17 protein-coding genes are annotated in these 17,234 nt (G+C 59.0%); 7 read left to right on the top strand and 10 right to left on the bottom strand.

The annotated features are described in order from the left end of the window. Positions 1-120: 120 nt before the first annotated feature. The 8 genes from HW554_RS16010 to HW554_RS16045 all read right to left on the bottom strand — a co-directional run bounded on the left by HW554_RS16010 (position 121) and on the right by HW554_RS16045 (position 6,792). On the bottom strand, positions 121-411 hold the full coding sequence (locus HW554_RS16010) for a GIY-YIG nuclease family protein (protein ID WP_176909591.1): 291 nt from the start codon (positions 409-411) through the stop codon (positions 121-123). A 67-nt stretch (positions 412-478) separates the two neighbouring features. Continuing rightward, positions 479-808, bottom strand: a complete 330-nt coding sequence (locus tag HW554_RS16015) for a hypothetical protein (RefSeq protein ID WP_176909592.1) — start codon at positions 806-808, stop codon at positions 479-481. Positions 809-930: 122 nt separating this feature from the next. Further along, on the bottom strand, positions 931-2,010 hold the full coding sequence (gene carA, locus HW554_RS16020; RefSeq protein ID WP_176909593.1) for a glutamine-hydrolyzing carbamoyl-phosphate synthase small subunit: 1,080 nt from the start codon (positions 2,008-2,010) through the stop codon (positions 931-933). 108 nt (positions 2,011-2,118) lie between these two features. After that, entirely contained in the window at positions 2,119-3,261 is a 1,143-nt protein-coding gene (locus HW554_RS16025; RefSeq protein ID WP_176909594.1) for an aspartate aminotransferase family protein, read from the bottom strand. Positions 3,262-3,323: 62 nt separating this feature from the next. Continuing rightward, positions 3,324-3,728, bottom strand: coding sequence for an Imm50 family immunity protein (locus HW554_RS16030; protein WP_176909595.1), 405 nt, complete (start codon positions 3,726-3,728; stop codon positions 3,324-3,326). A 54-nt stretch (positions 3,729-3,782) separates the two neighbouring features. Further along, a complete protein-coding gene (gene argC / locus HW554_RS16035; protein WP_176909596.1) occupies positions 3,783-4,817 on the bottom strand; it encodes an N-acetyl-gamma-glutamyl-phosphate reductase in 1,035 nt (344 codons plus the stop codon). Then, the gene (gene argG / locus HW554_RS16040) at positions 4,810-6,060 is read right to left on the bottom strand and encodes an argininosuccinate synthase (RefSeq protein ID WP_246285349.1); all 1,251 of its coding nucleotides are present in this window, start codon (positions 6,058-6,060) and stop codon (positions 4,810-4,812) included. The genes argC and argG overlap by 8 nt, the downstream gene beginning before the upstream one ends. A gap of 162 nt (positions 6,061-6,222) precedes the next feature. Continuing rightward, positions 6,223-6,792: a GNAT family N-acetyltransferase gene (locus HW554_RS16045; protein ID WP_176909597.1), complete on the bottom strand. Its 570-nt coding sequence runs from the start codon at positions 6,790-6,792 to the stop codon at positions 6,223-6,225. A 571-nt stretch (positions 6,793-7,363) separates the two neighbouring features. Here HW554_RS16045 and argB point away from each other — a divergent pair. From argB to HW554_RS16070, 5 genes are all read left to right on the top strand, one after another. After that, complete coding sequence (argB, locus tag HW554_RS16050; protein WP_176909598.1) at positions 7,364-8,146, top strand: acetylglutamate kinase; 783 nt, start codon at positions 7,364-7,366, stop codon at positions 8,144-8,146. Continuing rightward, on the top strand, positions 8,134-9,228 hold the full coding sequence (locus HW554_RS16055) for a M20 family metallo-hydrolase (protein WP_176909599.1): 1,095 nt from the start codon (positions 8,134-8,136) through the stop codon (positions 9,226-9,228). The genes argB and HW554_RS16055 overlap by 13 nt, the downstream gene beginning before the upstream one ends. A 179-nt stretch (positions 9,229-9,407) precedes the next feature. Then, the gene (gene argH / locus HW554_RS16060) at positions 9,408-10,724 is read left to right on the top strand and encodes an argininosuccinate lyase (RefSeq protein ID WP_176909600.1); all 1,317 of its coding nucleotides are present in this window, start codon (positions 9,408-9,410) and stop codon (positions 10,722-10,724) included. A gap of 451 nt (positions 10,725-11,175) precedes the next feature. Next, positions 11,176-11,706 (top strand): TetR/AcrR family transcriptional regulator, encoded by a 531-nt coding sequence (locus HW554_RS16065; RefSeq protein ID WP_176909601.1) that lies wholly within the window; start codon positions 11,176-11,178, stop codon positions 11,704-11,706. Between the two features lie 25 nt (positions 11,707-11,731). After that, positions 11,732-12,385 carry a hypothetical protein gene (locus tag HW554_RS16070; RefSeq protein ID WP_176909602.1) on the top strand — a complete coding sequence of 218 codons (654 nt, stop codon included), beginning with the start codon at positions 11,732-11,734 and terminating at the stop codon, positions 12,383-12,385. Positions 12,386-12,444: 59 nt separating this feature from the next. Here the strand turns inward: HW554_RS16070 and lpdA are convergent, their stop codons facing one another. Further along, entirely contained in the window at positions 12,445-13,839 is a 1,395-nt protein-coding gene (lpdA, locus tag HW554_RS16075; protein WP_176909603.1) for a dihydrolipoyl dehydrogenase, read from the bottom strand. A gap of 241 nt (positions 13,840-14,080) precedes the next feature. On the opposite strand from lpdA, the gene HW554_RS16080 reads away from it, so the two are divergent. Continuing rightward, entirely contained in the window at positions 14,081-14,800 is a 720-nt protein-coding gene (locus tag HW554_RS16080; RefSeq protein ID WP_176909604.1) for a tetratricopeptide repeat protein, read from the top strand. Positions 14,801-14,984: 184 nt separating this feature from the next. Here the strand turns inward: HW554_RS16080 and HW554_RS16085 are convergent, their stop codons facing one another. Then, entirely contained in the window at positions 14,985-16,217 is a 1,233-nt protein-coding gene (locus HW554_RS16085; RefSeq protein WP_176909605.1) for a geranylgeranyl reductase family protein, read from the bottom strand. A gap of 145 nt (positions 16,218-16,362) precedes the next feature. Between HW554_RS16085 and fabG the strand changes: the two genes are divergently transcribed. Then, on the top strand, positions 16,363-17,112 hold the full coding sequence (fabG, locus tag HW554_RS16090) for a 3-oxoacyl-[acyl-carrier-protein] reductase (protein ID WP_176909606.1): 750 nt from the start codon (positions 16,363-16,365) through the stop codon (positions 17,110-17,112). Positions 17,113-17,234 lie beyond the last annotated feature (122 nt).

Raw genomic sequence — 17,234 nt, forward strand, 5'->3', positions numbered from 1 at the left:
GAGAATGAGTACTTTGTTAGGTTTGTTCATTAGGTCGTATGTGTTCGAAAAAGAACGTCATGCTGAGCGGAGCGCAGCGGAGTCGAAACACCTCTACCGCTTCGTTGAATTCGTTAGGGTTCAGCCTTCCCAAGTCTCTAAATCAATGGCTTTCCACGTCGGATTAAACGCGCTAATCAGCGCATCTTTCTTCCGGCGGTTCCAGCCTTTCAATTGCTTTTCCCGCGCAATGGCCTGCGTTGCATCGGGGGCTGTTTCAAAATACACCAGCAAATCAGCCTGATATCGTCCAGTAAATTTCCCGGCGTCGCCCCGGCCGCTACTGTGCTCATAAAGTCGCCGCGTGAGGTCGTTGGTGACGCCGATATACAAAACGGTTTGAGTTTGATTGGTCAGGATGTAGACGTACATGCTGGGTGATGTTAGAACGTCATGCTGAGCGAAGCCGAAGCAGCTCTACCGCTTCGTTGCAGTCAGATTAATTATGTTTCTGACCATAAGACATAACGCCAATCATGTTGAATTTCATAGCCTTTGTAAATGAGGTATCGCATAGCATTACATGGGTCGCTTTTAGAAGAGTGTTCACTTTACTAAGTGCTTCATCCAGAGTTGACAGATGAGAATCATGACGGCCGATAATCACATACACTTCTGATTCGTCGAACAACTTGTGAGCGTATTCAGCCACCATATCAGCTTTGTACTCATTCGCCTTTTCGTGGTCTAAGCCAACATAAATCAAGTCCGACCAATCCAAATTCTTCAGTCGGTGCTGACTGGAAATGAATATGTTTTTCGCGTCCATAGGATTGGATGATTAGACTCAGACTTGATAGTGCCTCCCCGTTTGGATTGATGCAAACGAAGCGGTAGAGATGCTTCGACTTCGCTACGCTCCGCTCAGCATGACGTTCTTTTTCCTTCGTTCTACTTGCCGTTCTTATACGCCACCACCGCCGCCAAAAAGTCATCAAACAGAAACTCTGTATCCTGTGGGCCGCCGGCGGCTTCGGGGTGGAACTGGGTGGAGAAGAACGGCTTGGACGTGTGCTTGATGCCTTCGCAGGTGCCGTCGTTCAGGTTCTCGAACAGCATCTGCCACTCGGCGGGGAGCGTGGCGGTATCCACCGCGAAGCCGTGGTTTTGGCTGGTGATGTAGCAGCGCTGGGTGCCGGTGAGCTTCACGGGTTGGTTGTGGCTGCGGTGGCCGTATTTGAGCTTGAACGTGTCGCCGCCCGCCGCCAGGCCCATGAGCTGGGAGCCCAGGCAGATGCCGAAAATGGGCCGGTCCTGGGCCAGGGCGGTTTGCAGGTGCCGGATGGTGGCCTCGCACATTTTGGGGTCGCCGGGGCCGTTGCTCAGGAACAGGCCGTCGTAGTCGAGGGTCGTGAAATCGTAGTCCCAGGGTACGCGAATCAGCTCCACGTCGCGCTCCAAAAAGCAGCGGATGATGTTGGTTTTGGTGCCGCAGTCCACGAGCACGATTTTGTGCTGGCCGTTGCCGTAGTGCTGCACGCCGGCCGGGCTCACCTGCGCCACCAAGTTGTCGAGGTTGGGGTCGTGGAAGGGCACGTCGTCCTGGGCCACGATTTTGCCCAGCATCGCGCCTTCCTCACGCAGCTTCTTGGTAAGCATCCGGGTATCGACGCCGCAGATGCCGGGGATATTGTACTCCTTGAGCCAGTCGCCGAGGCTTTTGGCGGCGTTCCAGTGGCTGTGCTCCTCGGAGTAGTAGTTCACCACGAGCCCGGCAATGTGGATTTTGTCGGACTCGAAAATGGTCGAAATCGACTCGTACAGCTCCTCGCCGGGCACGCCGTAGTTGCCCACCATGGGGGTGGTGAGCACCAGTAGCTGGCCGGCGAAGGAGGCATCGGTGAGGTTTTCGGGGTAGCCGGTCATGGCCGTGCTGAACACGACTTCGCCGGCGGCGGAAGTGAAGGCCCCGAAGGATTCGCCTTCTATCGTGGTGCCGTCGGAGAGGGTTAGGGTTACTGTTTGATTCATGTCGTTGGGTGTAGAGATGCGTATTCGCGTCTCAGTCGTTACTGACGTTGTGGTAAACCGGGTCGTTCGGGCGTGGGCCGTTCAACGACGAGACGCAAGTATGCGTCTCTACACCGTGCGAACTTCCTGGGGCACCAGCGCATACAGCGCCTCCAGGAACCGGTCAACTTCGGCCCGTGTGATGTTCAGCGGCGGCAGCAGCCGGAGCACCGTGGGGTCGGAGGCGTTGCCCACGAAAATGTGGTGCTCAGTGAGCAGCTTGTCGCGAATTTCCTTGATGGGGAAGTCGTATTTGATGCCCACCATCAGGCCACGGCCGCGAATTTCTACGGCCCCGGCGTGGGCTTCCAATTCCTTGCGCAGGTAGTCGCCTATTTCGGTGGCATGAGCTAACAACCCCTCATCCTCGATGACTTCGAGCACGGCCAGGGCGGCGGCGCAGGCCAGGTGGTTGCCGCCGAACGTGGTGCCCAGCAGGCCGTAGGAGGCTTGCAGCTTGGGGGATATCAGGATGCCGCCGATGGGGAAGCCGTTGCCCATTCCCTTGGCTACGGAAATAATATCGGGCCGCAGACCGGCGTGCTGATGGGCGAAGAACTTGCCGCTGCGGCCGTAGCCGCTCTGCACCTCATCGGCAATCAGGAGCACGTCGTTGGCCCAACAGAGCAGCGCCAGGTGGCGCATGAACTCGTCGGATGGCCTGATGATACCGCCCACGCCCTGAATCGGCTCCACGATAACGGCGCACACGTCGCCGCCGTGCAGCACGGCCAGCACGGCCTCCAGGTCGTACTCCACGAAGCTCACGGCGTGGCCCGCGTTGAAGGGGGCCACGATTTTCGGGTTGTCGGTGGCCGCCACCGTGCCGCTGGTGCGACCGTGAAACGCACCTCTGAACGCCACCACCCGCTTTTTGCCGGTATGAAACGAAGCCAGCTTCAGCGCATTCTCGTTGGCCTCGGCCCCCGAGTTGCATAGAAAAAGCATGTAATCCTCGTAGCCTGATACCCGGCCCAGCTTCTCGGCCAGCTCGCGCTGAATCGGAATCTGCACCGAGTTGGAGTAGAAGCCGATGTCTTGCAACTGTTCTGTAAGGCGCTGCACGTAGTGTGGGTGGCTGTGGCCGATGGAAATCACGGCGTGGCCGCCGTAGAAATCCAGGTACTCTTGGCCCTTATCATCCCAGAGTTTCGCGCCCAGGGCTTTGGCAGGCGTGATGTTGACGAGCGGGTAAACGTTGAAGAGGTCCATGTATTTATGGCGTCAAATAGTATTTAAAAGAAGAACGTCATGCTGAGCGAAGCGAAGCATCTCTACTGCTTCGTTGGGGTCAAGCTTAGCACTGTTACTTGTTCGGCTACTATGGTATGCGAGCCAGCAGAAGAAGAAAACGAATAATATATTGCATCACCGATTTCTTCAAAGTCAACAGCAAAAAGAACCGGAACATGGTCGAATGTGAGGAATGTATCTTTCACATTTTGAAATTCCAGTTCTATGATACAGGGCTTAAACTGCTTGTATTGTTCTTGCTCATCAAGCTCGTTTGTAAATTCAGCTGTTTCAATTAGGAACGTAATCGTGCTTTCGAAAGAGCGAATCCCAAAATTCATTCTTTCAAGTGTGGCATCATGAAAAGTTGGCCAATACCCGAAATGCTGAACAACGAAGTCAGAATTAACTATTCGATTGATGGCAATATTTCCGGTTGCAGACATGAATTCTCGTTCGGTAGAGATGCTTCGACAAGCTCAGCATGACGTTCTGTTATCTTAAAAAAACGAAGCCTTACTCATTAATCCCGTCGTTTCTGGCAGGCCAAACAGCAGGTTCATATTCTGCACGGCCTGGCCCGACGCGCCTTTCACCAAATTGTCAATCACCGAGGTAATTAATAATTGCTTGCCCTGCTTCTGCACATGCAGCAGACACTTATTGGTATTCACTACCTGCTTCAAATGAATTTCCTTGTCCGAAACTGTGGTGAATGGCGCATCGGCGTAGAACTTCCGGTACAACTCCCGCGCCTCATCCTGCGTCAAATCCGAGGGCGTGTAGACGCTGGCGAAAATGCCCCGCGCAAAATTGCCGCGGTAGGGGATGAAGTGAATCTCAGCTGCTGATTTCGGCTGCAGCTGCGCCAGACTCTCGCCGATTTCGCCGAGGTGCTGGTGCGTGAAGGGCTTGTAGATGGACACGTTGTTGGTGCGCCACGAGAAATGCACCGTTTCCGACAGGCCCTGGCCCGCGCCGGTCGAGCCCGTAATGGCCGACACGTGGATGTCGTCGGTGAGCCGGCCGGTCTGGGCCAGCGGCAGCAGCGCCAGCTGGATGGCCGTGGCGAAGCAGCCGGGATTGGCAATGCTTTGCGCCTGCTGGATGCGGCTGCGGTTCAGCTCCGGTAGGCCGTACACGAACTCGCGGCCGGCAAACTCGGCATCAGCCGTCAGGCGAAAATCGTTGCTTAGGTCGATAATGGCAGTGCTTTCGGGCAGCGGGTTCTTCGCCAGCCATGCCTTCGAGTTGCCGTGGCCCAAGCACAGAAACACCACGTCCTCGTCGCCAGCCAGCTCGGAGGCGAAAACCAGGTCGGTTTCGCCCACCAAATCGTCGTGCACCTGGTGTACCGGGTTGCCTGCGTTCGACGAACTCACAATGCCGCCTAGCTCCACGAACTCGTGGTGCAGCAGAATCCGCAGCAGCTCGCCGGCCGTGTAGCCGGCCCCGCCGACGATGCCAGCTTTGACCCCTCCCCCGTCCCCTCCCCAAAAGGGAGGGGTGCCAGACGTTATTGTTTCGTTATTCATACTCATGAGATGCTAACCTAAGCCCCTCCCTTTTGGGGAGGGGTTGGGGAGGGGTTGGGGAGGGGTTAAATGAGCCGTGAATCTTCAGCTGGTTGCTGAAAATCTTGATGAAGCCCTGGGCGTCGCGGCCGTCCCAAGCGTTGTTCTCCTCGCCATAAGTGGCCACCTTCGACTGCATCATATCGAACTTCGACTCCACGCCCTGTAACTCGAACCGGTAGGGCAGCAACGTAACGAACACTTTGCCCGATACCCGCTCCTGCGACGACGTGAGGAAGGCCTCGAAGTCGCGCATCACCGGGTCGAGGTACTGGGCCTCGTGCAGCAGCGTGCCGTACCAGTTGGCCACGTAGTCCTTGTGTAGCAGCTGCCACCGGCTGGAGGTGTGCTTTTCCAGCAGGTGGTGCGCTTTCAGCAGAATCAGCGGGGCGGGGGCTTCGAAACCCACGCGGCCCTTGATGCCCAGAATCGTGTCGCCCACGTGGGTATCGCGGCCGATGGCATAAGTACCGGCCAGCTCGTTGAGTTGCTGAATAAGGGCCACTGGGTCTATGGTTTCGCCGTTCAGGGCCACCGGCTCACCCTGCTCGAAGGTGATTTCCACCTGGGTCGGCTCCGTGGCGGTTAGCTGGGTCGGGTAGGCCGATTCGGGCAGGGCCTGGTGCGAGGTCAGGGTTTCGACGCCGCCCACACTGGTGCCCCAGATGCCCTTATTAATGGAGTACTTGGCCTTCTCCCAGCTCATCTCGAAGCCGTGCTGGTTCAGGAAGTCGATTTCGGCCTGGCGGCTCAGTTTCAAATCCCGAATCGGCGTGATGATTTCCGTATTGGGCGCAATGACCGAGAAGGCGACATCGAAGCGCACCTGGTCGTTGCCGGCTCCGGTGCTGCCGTGGGCAATGTAATCGGCCTTGTGCTCGCGGGCGTATTCGGCCAGCGCCAGGCTCTGGAACATGCGCTCGGCACTCACGCTCAGCGGATAAGTGTCGTTTTTGAGGATGTTGCCGAAAATCAGGTAGCGCAGACAGTCTTGGTAAAAGCGCTGGGTAACGTCGATTACTTCGTGCTGCGAGGAGCCCAGCTCATAAGCGCGCTTCTCAATGGCGGCCAGCTCCTCTGGAGAAAACCCGCCGGAGTTGACGATAACCGTGTGGACCTCCAGACCCAGCTCGCGGGTCAGGTACACTGCGCAGAACGACGTGTCGAGGCCGCCGCTATAAGCTAAAACTACCTTCTTTTTCATGAGTTGATGGTGTTAGAAAGTGAGAGCGAGGAGCAGTACCGTGTCATGCTGAGCGAAGGCGCAGCCGTAGTTGAAGCATCTCTACCGCTTCGTTGGGCTACTACTGTAACGAAGCGGTAGAGATGCTTCGACTCCGCTCCGCTGCGCTCAGCATGGCACGTTCTACCCTTCCTGGCTCAGAATTTCGATGGATTGCTGGCTGAAACGGTCTTGGAGCTTATCGTACACCATGCCGGTGCAGAGGCACATTTTACGCTCGTTTTCCTGCAGGATGGGGTAGTTTTTGCAGCTCGCGCAGCCCTTCCAGAAATCCTCGCTCTGGGTAAGCTCGGGGAAGGTAACAGGCCGGTAGCCCAGCTCGCTGTTGATCTTCATTACGGCCGCGCTGGTTGTGATACCGAAGATTTTGGCCGCCGGATACTTGGTGCGCGAAAGCTCGAACACGCACTCCTTGATGGCGCGTCCCAGTCCCTCCTTGCGCAGCTCCGTATTGACAATCAGTCCGGAATTGACGACAAATTTGGCGTCTTCAAAGGTTTCGATATAGCAGAAACCAGCCAGCTCGCCCTCGATGAAGGCAATAACGGAATCCCCTTTTCCCATCTTTTTAATCAGATAGTTAGGGTCGCGTTTGGCAATACCCACGCCCCGCTGACGGGCCGATTCGGCATACCACTGACATAGGGTTTCGGCGTACTGCGCATCGGCAGCTTCGGCGACTCGGAGCAACATGACGGAGGGTCGGTTAGCTGCCCGACGGGGCAGCAGGAGTGAAGACACGAAAGGCAGGCAGGCGGCGCGGACCCAGCGGGTGGGGCAGGCGCCAACAACAACCGGCCGCAACGCTTGGGCGGCGGGCTCGGTAGCGGCGAACCGGAAGAGCGGGACATTCCGGCACCGGGCCGGAAAAAACACGCGGAAGCTTACACTCGGACTAGGAACAGGTGATTCGGGAAAGTTCTCGGGGGCGGGCCGATGGGCAGGCCCCGAACCGGCTCTTCGGCGACGAAGAACACGGGAATACTAGTGCGGCCAGCTTAAGCTGGCATAATTCGCACGACCAGATTTGGTCGTCGCAGAAGCGCAGTAGTAGAGAGGTGAATCATATGCAGGTGCCGCAGGGCGGCAGGTAGGGCCTTCAGGATTTTAAAATGGTTTAAAGCCGAAAAGCGTTGCAAACGTAAATGTTTTTTTTTGGAAACTTTGCCGCGTCGGCCGCAAAAAGATTCGCTGGTCCCGGCTGACCGGCCCCGTACAGGGTATTTCCGGCCCCCTCCCCGCCCCTTTTCCCCGTATTCGTGTTATGGCTGAAACCCTGAAAATCTTTAAAATCGGCGGTGCTATTCTCGATGAGCCAGCCCAGCTGAGCCGCTTTGTAGCCGAGCTGGCCAAGGTGCCCGGCCCCCGACTGCTGGTGCATGGCGGCGGCCGCGGGGCCAGCCAGCTGCTTACGCAACTCGGCCAGCAGCCCCAACTGGTGCAGGGCCGCCGCATCACCGATGCGGCCACGCTCGACATCGTGACGATGTTCTACGCCGGCAAAACCAACAAACAGCTCGTGGCTGGGCTACAGGCCGCGGGTGCCAATGCGTTGGGCCTCTCGGGGGCCGATGGCAACGCCATCCGGGCCGTACGCCGGCCGGTGGGTGCCATCGACTACGGTTTCGTGGGCGACCTGCCGGCGGATGCGGTGAATACCAGCCTGCTGGAGCTGCTGCTACGCGCCGGTCTGCTGCCTGTGCTCTGCGCCATCACCCACGACGGCCACGGCCAGCTGCTCAACACCAACGCCGACACCATCGCCAGCGCCGTGGCCGTGGCCCTGGCTGCACGCCGCGCCGTGGAGCTGCATTTCTGCTTCGAGAAGAATGGCGTGCTGGCCGATATCAACGACGAAAGCTCGGTGATTGAGCGCCTGACGGCCGCCGAGTATGCCCAGCTGAAAGCCGCTGGCGCAGTAGCCGCCGGCATGGTACCCAAGCTCGACAACGCCTTCGCGGCGCTGGAAGCCGGCGTGGAGCGCGTGGTAATTGAAAACGCGCTCCGCATCAACGAACCCGTAAAAACTGTGCTATGCCGGAGCTAGACGAGCCGCTGCTGACCCAGCTCACCGACGACGCCATTCAGCTGCTGATTCAGCTGATTCAGACACCTTCCTTCTCGCGGCAGGAAGACCAGACGGCAGCGCATATTGTGCGTTTCCTGACCTTTCATGGAGCCCGGCCCGAGCGCAACGCCCACAACGTGTGGGCCGTGAGCCGGCACTACGCCCCCGCCCGGCCCACCGTGCTGCTCAACTCCCACCACGACACCGTGCAGCCCGGCACCAGTTGGACCACCGACCCGTTCGGGGCGCTGGTGGAGGGCGATAAACTCACCGGCCTCGGTAGCAACGACGCAGGCGCGGCAGCCGTGAGTTTGCTGGCGGCATTTCTGTATTTCGAGGAGCACCCGCCCACTTTTAACCTCATCTGCGCCATTACGGCCGAAGAAGAAATTTCGGGCCCCGAAGGCATCCGCCGGCTGCTGCCGCTGCTACCCGAAATTGCCCTGGGCATCGTGGGCGAGCCAACCCAAATGCACCTCGCCGTAGCTGAAAAAGGCCTCATGGTATTCGATTGCACCGCCCACGGCCGCACCGGCCACGCCGCCCGCGAAGAAGGCAAAAACGCCCTCTACAAAGCCCTCGACGACATTCAGCGGCTGCGCAACTTTCAGTTTGAGCGGGTTTCGGACCTACTCGGGCCGGTGAAGCTGACGGTTACCCAACTCCAGGCCGGCACCCAGCACAACGTAGTGCCCGACCGTTGCACTTTCGTAGTCGATGTGCGCACCAACGAGTTGTACACCAATCAGGAAGTTGTGGACATCGTGCGTGGGCTGATTGGCTCCGAGGTGGTGCCGCGCTCCACCCACCTCAACTCCTCGCGCATTGCCCCCCACCACCCGCTGGTGCAGCGCGGGCTGGCGCTGGGCCGCCGTACCTTCGGCTCGGTCACGCTCTCCGACCAGAGCATGATGCCTTTCACCACCGTCAAAATCGGTCCCGGCGACTCGGCCCGCTCCCACACCCCCGACGAGTACATCCTGCTCAGCGAAATCCGGGAAGGCGTGCGCGGCTATGTAGAGCTGCTGAGTGGTTTGGAGCTGTTAGCTAACAGCTACTAGCTGTCAGCTTCGTTCTTCAAATCATCCTCAGTAAGCCACCAGACCTCCTTTTGCCTCTGTGGATACCTCCGCGAACCTCTGCGAGAAAACAGTCTGGGCGGTCATCTAAAGTATTCTGCCTCCTTTCCTAAAAACGAAAGCTAACAGCTAATAGCTGTCAGCTAAAAGCTTGATAACATATGAAAATCTGGGATAAGGGCATTGCCGTCGATAAGAAAATTGAACAGTTTACCGTGGGCCGCGACCGGGAGCTGGACCTGTACTTGGCGCCGTTTGATGTGCAGGCCTCGCGCGCCCAAGCCAATATGCTGGCGGCGGCGGGCCTGATTTCGGCGGCCGAAAACACGCAACTCCAGCAGGGCTTGGGCGAGTTGGAGCAGCAGCTGGAAGCCGGCACCTTCGTCATCGAGCCCGAGTACGAAGACGTGCACTCCAAAATCGAAGCTTACCTGACCGAGAAGTTCGGCGACGCGGGCAAGAAAATCCATACCGCCCGCTCGCGCAACGACCAGGTGCTTACGGCCCTGCAGCTGTTCATCCGGGACTACTGCCGCCGCACCGCCAGCCGCACGCTGGAGCTGGTGGAGGTGCTGCTGACCAAGGCCGAAGCCCACCAAACCGACCTGATGCCGGGCTACACGCACTTCCAGGCGGCCATGCCCAGCTCGTTCGGACTCTGGTTTTCAGCCTACGCCGAACACCTGCTGCTCGACCTTTCGTTGTTCGAAGCCGCCTACGTCGTGGCCGACCAGAACCCGTTGGGTTCGGGCGCGGGCTTCGGTTCCTCCTTCCCCATCGACCGCCAGATGACAACCCGGGAAATGGGTTTCGGCAACTTGGCCGTGAGCAGCGTGGGGGCCCAAATGCTGCGCGGCAAAACCGAGCGCACCCTCGCCTTCGCGCTGGCCGGCATGGCCGCCACGCTGGCCAAAATGGCCTACGATTTGGTACTCTACAACTCCCAGGACTTGGCCTTCGTGGAGCTGCCGGCCGCCTTTACCACCGGCTCCAGCATCATGCCCCACAAGAAAAACCCCGACGTGTTCGAGCTGATTCGGGGGCGCTGCCAGGTGCTGCAGGCGCTGCCCAACACGCTGCTGCTGGCCGCCGCCGGCCTGCCCAGCGGCTACCACCGCGACTTTCAGCTGCTCAAGGAAATTCTCTTCGAGCCGATGACGCAGCTGCTCGACATCCTCGACATCGTGCTGTTTGCCCTACCCGAACTGCGCATCAAACCCAATTTGTTGAATCAGGCCAAGTACGACGCCGTGTTTTCGGTCGAGAACATCAACCAGCTTATTCAGGCCGGCGTGCCGTTCCGCGAGGCGTACAAGCAGGTGGGCCGGGCCGTGGAAGATGGTTCTTACCAGCCGCACCGCGAATTCCAGACCACTCACCTGGGTAGCGTGCACAACCTGGGGCTGGCCGAGATTCGGGATAAGGTGGTACGATTCCGGAATGGTAGCCGCCTCAGTGCGCCGCAAAAAGGCAATTAGGTGTACTGGCCAAAATTTTGCACTTCGCGTTAACAGTTCGCCCCTCAGTGGCTTACCACCCTCACCAGCCTGGTAAGTGTTTGCTCACCCCAATAAAGTGAGCTAACACTTACTGGTTTTCGAAATGATTGCGTAAGTTTGCTCTCGCTAACAGCTGCTGACTCCCACTAGGCACCGTAAGCCAATTCCCCACCCCGATTACCCGGATGTACTCCCACCCACATCCGGCCTTCTTCGAAAAGCCGCGCGGCTCTGCCCCGGCGCTGCCGCTCGCAGGCTTTCGGAACAAACGCAGCCGGCCGATTCGGAACCCCCGAATCGGCCGGCTTCTTTTTGGGCTTATCTGGGAGTTACTTATTTTGCGGCGGCTGCGCCGGTTTTGGGCTTTTGCGCCCGTACTTGCGGGTTCAATTGCTACCGGGCTCCGGTCCGTCTACTCTCCCCTACTGCCATGACCAATCGCAAACAGCACATTGCCGACGTGGCCCTGCGGCTTTTTGGGGAACGAGGCTTCGATAATAGCTCCACCCAGCTTATTGCCCGCGAGGCCGGCGTATCAGAAGCACTGATTTTCAAACACTTCGGCTCCAAAGACCTGCTGCTGGAGTTCGTTATCCGTAGCGGCTACAAGCGCATTATCGAGGCCAACCGCGGCGGCCTCACCGAGCCCGACCCGCTCACCTTCATCCACAGCGTTATCGAGCTGCCCTTTAAGCTGGTGCGCGACGAGCCGTACTTCTGGAAGCTGCAGTACCGCCTGGCCGATTCGGAGATGGCGCGCCAGCAGCACGAGCGGTTTATGCGCCCGCTACCCACGCGGCTCCGGCAGGCCTTCGAGCAACTCGAATACCCCAACCCCGATAAGGAAACAGCGCTGCTACTGCTACTGGTAGAGGCACTTTGGAAAACAGAGGCCACCAAAACCGAAGACTACGGCCAGGATATGCCCGGCTTCATCAAAAGCAAGTACCAGGCGCAGTAGTGCCCCGCAAAAGCCCCTATTGGTCATGCTTTTATTCAGAGTTTTTCGAATAGCCCTGCTCATGTGGGGAGGCTTGGTAACGCAACACACGTATGCCCAGGCCCAGATCCAGGTTCAGCGTCAGGAACAGGAATTAGAGCTGGTAAAGATGCTGCCGGATTCGCTGGATGAGCATCCCGGCCCGCTGCTTGTATTGCCTTCTGCCACCTGGGGAAACAGCAAAAAAGAATTGCCTCCCGACAAGGGAATTCTGTATGGCAGTTGCGTACAGCGGCTGGGTTTCAGTAGTGGTGGCTTGGGCCAGTACGTGCGCGTCGTCAACCTCAACACGCAGCAGTACTTTCGGCTGAATGTGAAGCCCATTGTCCGCTCCCGCCGCGAAAACCCATTCTGCTATGCGCTGCCGGCCGGCCGTTACGCCCTCATTACGTACGAGTTTGCCGGGGGCATACAATCGAGCGTTGAATCCGTTCGTAAACACCGCAACAGTCAGACACTGGAACGGACGCGCTACATCTTTACGGTAATGCCCGGCCAACTGCACTATGTGGGCACCTGGGACTTCAGCCAAGAGTTCGACCCGCGTTTTCTGGACGAGAAATTCACGCTGGATTTAGTGTTTCAGCAGAAGTATCCCCATTTACCACTACATCAGGCGCAAGTTGCGCTACCCCAGTAACAGAAAGCCCCGGCCGAAATTTCGACCGGGGCTTTCTGTTACTGAGCGGTGAGGAGGTTTTACAGGTGAATAACCTCGCCGTAGGCGGCAGCGGCTGCTTCCATAATGGCCTCGCTCATGGTGGGGTGCGGGTGCACGGCCTTGATGATTTCGTGACCCGTGGTTTCGAGCTTGCGGGCTACTACCACTTCGGCAATCATTTCGGTTACGTTGGCGCCAATCATGTGGGCGCCCAGCCACTCGCCGTACTTCTTGTCGAAGATGACCTTGACGAAACCGTCTTTCACGCCGGCAGCCGAGGCTTTGCCCGAGGCCGAGAACGGGAACTTGCCCACCAAGATATCGTAGCCCTGCGCTTTGGCTTCGGCTTCCGTCATGCCCACCGAGGCAATTTCGGGCGAGGCGTAGGTGCAGCCGGGGATGTTCTGGTAGTTGAGCGGCTCGGGATGGTGGCCGGCAATCTTCTCGACGCAGATAATGCCCTCGGCCGAGGCCACGTGGGCCAGCGCGGGGCCGGGCACGATGTCGCCGATGGCATAGATGCCGGGCACGTTGGTCTGGTAAAAATCGTCCACTACGAGGCGGCCTTTCTCTACCTTGATGCCCAGCTCTTCGAGGCCCAGGTTTTCAATGTTCGTGACTACGCCTGCGGCGCTGAGCACCACGTCGCACTCAATCTGCTGGTCGCCCTTGGCCGTTTTCACGGTGACAGTGCAGCCGGCGCCACTGGTGTCCACGGCCGTTACTTCGGCGCTGGTGAGCACCTTCACGCCGATTTTCTTGAAGGATTTTTCCATCTGCCGTGACACCTCCTCGTCTTCTACGGGCACGATGCGGGGCAGGTATTCCACCACCGTCACCTCGGAGCCCATGGTGCGGTAGAAGTAGGCGAACTCGACGCCGATAGCGCCCGAACCCACTACTACCAAGCGCTTGGGCAGCTGTTCCAGAGTCATGGCTTTGCGGTAGCCAATAATCTTTTTGTCGTCGATGGGCAGGGCCGGCAACTCGCGGGCGCGGGCGCCGGTAGCCAGGATGATGGATTTTGCCTCTACGGTTTCCGTGCCGCCCTCGGCCTTGGTGAGCTCGATTTTTCCGGCTGCCAGCAGCTTGCCGGTACCCATCAGCACCTCAATCTTATTCTTTTTGAGCAGGAAGTTGATGCCCTTGCTCATGCCATCTGCCACGCCGCGGCTGCGCTGAATTACGGCACCAAAGTCATAACCCACGTTGTCGGCACTCAGGCCGTAGTCGGCAGCGTGGTTGAGGTACTCGAATACCTGGGCGCTTTTGAGCAGGGCTTTGGTTGGAATACAGCCCCAGTTGAGGCAGATGCCGCCCAGCGACTCGCGCTCAATTACGGCTACTTTCAAGCCCAGCTGCGAGGCCCGGATGGCGGCTACGTAGCCGCCCGGGCCGGTGCCGATAACGACCAGGTCGTATTGCAATGCCATAGTGTGTTCGGTTGAAGAGTAAAAGAAGAGCCCGCCGCCGGGTAACGCCCGCGGCCGCCCGGGCAAAGATAGGCAGGCCGGGGCAGTCGGGCGCGGCCGCCTTTAAGAGCACCCAAAACAGGCGACGCAAAATTCCGGCCCCGTCTTTGCCCCTTTGGCCGCGGCGGCCGTACAAAGGCGCGCCGACCCTGTGGCCCGCTGGTCATAGTGGCTATTTTCACTAGACATGCGTTACTTTTTCATGAAGACACCTTTCCTCTCCTTGCTGGCCGGTACTACTTTGCTGGTGGCCGGTGCCTGTACCCGCAGCAGCACTACCGACGTCGAACGTCCTTCCGCCCGCTCTGCCTCCACCGAAACGGGGGCGGCCAACAATGCCCCCACCCCTAACCGCGACGCCCCAACGGCTGGTTCTTCCGACTACATCGACCCGGCTGCCCGCAAAACGGCCCCCGACTTTCGCGCGGATATAAAGAAGGCCGATGCACGTTTGCTGGCCGTGCCCGCCGACGTAGATGCGCTTTTGCTGCGGGCCAAGTCCAAGAGCCAACTCAAGGACTACCGCGAGGCGATGAAGGACTACAATGCCGCCATTCAGCTGGCCCCTACCAACAGTGATGTGTACTACAACCGGGGCCTGAACCGATTGGAGATGAAGGAGTACAGTGGAGCCATCCTGGACTTCAGCAAGGCGACCAAATACAACCCCAAAGACCGGGACGCCTTCTTCGGGCGGGGTTCGGCCAAGATGCAGATGTTCAATTACCGCTCAGCCATTTCCGATTTCACCAGGGCTATTACCCTCGACCCGAACTACGCCGACGCCTACGAATACCGCGGCATCAGCTACGCATCCATCAACAAGTTCAAGGAAGCCCGCATCGACCTCGAAAAAGCCGCCCAACTCAACCCTACCGCCGAAAAAAGCCTGCGCCGCTACGTGGGTAACAAGGATAAGTAAGAGGCAAGAAGGACAATTAAGGCACGTCATTCTGAGCGAAGGCGCAGCCGCAGTCGAAGAATCTCTACCGCAATGCTAACCCTGTCATTTGGAGTTACCATTGCGGTAGAGATTCTTCGACTGCGGCTGCGCCTTCGCTCAGAATGACGTGCCTTTTTCCTCTCCCTTTTCCTTTACTTCATCCTTACTTACCCAGCAGCAACTTGAAGTAAAAGCTGGGTTGGCGGAGCCGCTCGCGCAGGTCGAGGTCGAGGAACATGTTGCTGATGGTTTCGGCCAGCGTGGGGTTGTTGGCGGCGCGGTTGGCAATGAAGTTGAACAGCCAGGGGTAGCCCAGCAGGCGCTGCATGGCCCGGCTCAGGCGCAACTCCTGCCACAGCCGGTTGTATACGGCCGCATCGTAGCCTTTCAGGAATTCCGGCGCGAAGTTTCGGGCCGCTACGGCGCGGGCGGCCCAGTCGGCGGCGTGGCGGCCGCTTACCATGGCGTGGCTGATGCCCTCGCCCGAAAACGGGTCGATGAGCGAGCCGGCGTCGCCGAGCAGCAGGTAATTGCGGCCCGAGAGCGGACGGCGCTTCGAGCCCAGCGGCAGGCCAAAGCCGCGCACCGGCCCCAACCGCTCGGCGGTGGCAAACCGGTCTTTCAGGGCCGGGTGGGTGCGCAGGATTTCGTCGAGCCGTTCGCGCAGCTTCACCTTTTTCTTCGCAACGGCTTCGCTGAGCATGCCCACGCCCACGTTGGCCTGGCCATCGGGCAGCGGGAAAACCCAGAGGTAGCCGGGCAGGAACTCCTTGATGAAGTGCAGCTCGATGAAATTATCGGGGTGCAGGCCGGTTACGCCGCGGTAGTAGGCGCGCAGGCCGGCGCAGTGATGGTCCGGCTCCAACACGTGCCCGCCCACCACACGGGCAAAGTTCGACTGGGCACCGTTGGCTACCAGCAGCACGTCGACGGTGGCTATTTCAGTGTCGTCTTTGGCCAGTAGGCGCCAGCGGCCGTCGGGCAGCTGCTCGTGGGCGGCCACGTCGGTGTTTTCGCGGAAGTCAATTTCGGGCCGACGGCGTACCTCTTCGATGAGGAAATTATCGAAATCGATGCGCTTGCTGATGTGGCCGGCGGCGCGGTCGGTGGAAGAGTTATAGTGGGGCTTGAAGGGCACGGCCAGCCGGCGGCCGTTGGGGGCATAAAAGTCGATGCCCCAGCTGGGCAGCTGGGCCGGCTCGGCGGCCAGGCGGGCTGGCAGGTCGTCATCAATGCGCCGCAATTCGCTGAGCACTTTGCCGCTGAGCGCGTCGCCGCACACTTTATCACGCGGGAACTTGGCGCGGTCGAGCAGTAGGCAGTGGTGGCCGGCGTTGGCCAGGTGCAGGGCCGCCGTAGCCCCACCCGGTCCCGCCCCGAGAATGCAGATAGTCATGTTTTGAGCTTCAGGCCGCAAGCTACAAGCTGCAAGCTTAGGTCTGGCAGCCCAAGTCGGATAGCTCATGACTTACTACTTTCAACTTGCGCCTAAACCACCAAAGCTTGTAGCTTGCGGCTTAAAGCTTGTAGCTCAAAACACCATGACAAAACTGCTCGACGGAAAAGTAGCCCTCATTACGGGCGCTTCTAAAGGAATTGGCCGCGCTATTGCCGCATATTTTGCCCAGCAGGGCGCGCAGGTGGCTTTCACCTACCTCTCCAGCGTGGAGAAAGGCCAGCAGCTGGAACAGGAGCTGGCCGCGTCCGGCACCAAGGTGAAGGGCTACCGCTCCGATGCGTCGGTGTACGCCGAGGCCGAAAAGCTAGTGGAAGATGTGGTGGCCGAGTTTGGCAAACTCGATATCCTCGTAAATAACGCCGGCATTACCCAGGATGGGCTGCTGATGCGCATGAGCGAGCAGCAGTGGGACCAGGTAATGGCCGTGAACCTGAAGTCGGTGTTCAACCTGACCAAGGCCGCCACCAAGCCCATGATGCGGGCCAAAGCCGGTAGCATCATCAACATGTCGTCGGTGGTTGGCGTGAAGGGCAACGCCGGGCAGGCCAACTATGCGGCCTCCAAGGCGGGCATTATCGGCTTCACGAAGTCGGTGGCCCTGGAGCTGGGCTCGCGCAACATCCGCTGCAACGCAGTGGCCCCCGGCTTCATCGAAACCGAAATGACCGACGCCCTCGACGCCAAGCAGGTCGACGAGTGGCGCAAGGCCATCCCGCTACGCCGCGGCGGCACTCCCGATGACGTAGCCAAAGCAACGGCCTTCCTGGCCTCCGACGACTCGGCCTACATCACCGGTCAGGTGTTGCAGGTAGACGGCGGTATGCTGACCTAGGAAATTGGAGCACGCCGCTCACGCATTTTGCCCGATGCTGGCTGCCAAGCCGGCATCGGGCTTATCTTTTGGCGGCTTCTTCGAACAACTGGATTGCAGTTAAAATATCCGTGGTACCAGCC

This window comes from Hymenobacter lapidiphilus, from assembly GCF_013377885.1.
Classification (GTDB): Bacteria; Bacteroidota; Bacteroidia; order Cytophagales; family Hymenobacteraceae; genus Hymenobacter; species Hymenobacter lapidiphilus.

Excerpts from the sequence above, each read along its gene's own strand:
- HW554_RS16080 (WP_176909604.1), top strand. The coding sequence starts at position 14,081 with ATGAAGACACCTTTCCTCTCCTTGCTGGCCGGTACTACTTTGCTGGTG.
- carA (WP_176909593.1), bottom strand. The coding sequence starts at position 2,010 with ATGAATCAAACAGTAACCCTAACCCTCTCCGACGGCACCACGATAGAA.
- HW554_RS16030 (WP_176909595.1), bottom strand. The coding sequence starts at position 3,728 with ATGTCTGCAACCGGAAATATTGCCATCAATCGAATAGTTAATTCTGAC.
- lpdA (WP_176909603.1), bottom strand. The coding sequence starts at position 13,839 with ATGGCATTGCAATACGACCTGGTCGTTATCGGCACCGGCCCGGGCGGC.
- argB (WP_176909598.1), top strand. The coding sequence starts at position 7,364 with ATGGCTGAAACCCTGAAAATCTTTAAAATCGGCGGTGCTATTCTCGAT.
- HW554_RS16045 (WP_176909597.1), bottom strand. The coding sequence starts at position 6,792 with ATGTTGCTCCGAGTCGCCGAAGCTGCCGATGCGCAGTACGCCGAAACC.
- argG (WP_246285349.1), bottom strand. The coding sequence starts at position 6,060 with ATGAAAAAGAAGGTAGTTTTAGCTTATAGCGGCGGCCTCGACACGTCG.
- argC (WP_176909596.1), bottom strand. The coding sequence starts at position 4,817 with ATGAATAACGAAACAATAACGTCTGGCACCCCTCCCTTTTGGGGAGGG.
- HW554_RS16010 (WP_176909591.1), bottom strand. The coding sequence starts at position 411 with ATGTACGTCTACATCCTGACCAATCAAACTCAAACCGTTTTGTATATC.
- HW554_RS16085 (WP_176909605.1), bottom strand. The coding sequence starts at position 16,217 with ATGACTATCTGCATTCTCGGGGCGGGACCGGGTGGGGCTACGGCGGCC.
- fabG (WP_176909606.1), top strand. The coding sequence starts at position 16,363 with ATGACAAAACTGCTCGACGGAAAAGTAGCCCTCATTACGGGCGCTTCT.
- argH (WP_176909600.1), top strand. The coding sequence starts at position 9,408 with ATGAAAATCTGGGATAAGGGCATTGCCGTCGATAAGAAAATTGAACAG.
- HW554_RS16070 (WP_176909602.1), top strand. The coding sequence starts at position 11,732 with ATGCTTTTATTCAGAGTTTTTCGAATAGCCCTGCTCATGTGGGGAGGC.
- HW554_RS16055 (WP_176909599.1), top strand. The coding sequence starts at position 8,134 with ATGCCGGAGCTAGACGAGCCGCTGCTGACCCAGCTCACCGACGACGCC.
- HW554_RS16025 (WP_176909594.1), bottom strand. The coding sequence starts at position 3,261 with ATGGACCTCTTCAACGTTTACCCGCTCGTCAACATCACGCCTGCCAAA.
- HW554_RS16015 (WP_176909592.1), bottom strand. The coding sequence starts at position 808 with ATGGACGCGAAAAACATATTCATTTCCAGTCAGCACCGACTGAAGAAT.
- HW554_RS16065 (WP_176909601.1), top strand. The coding sequence starts at position 11,176 with ATGACCAATCGCAAACAGCACATTGCCGACGTGGCCCTGCGGCTTTTT.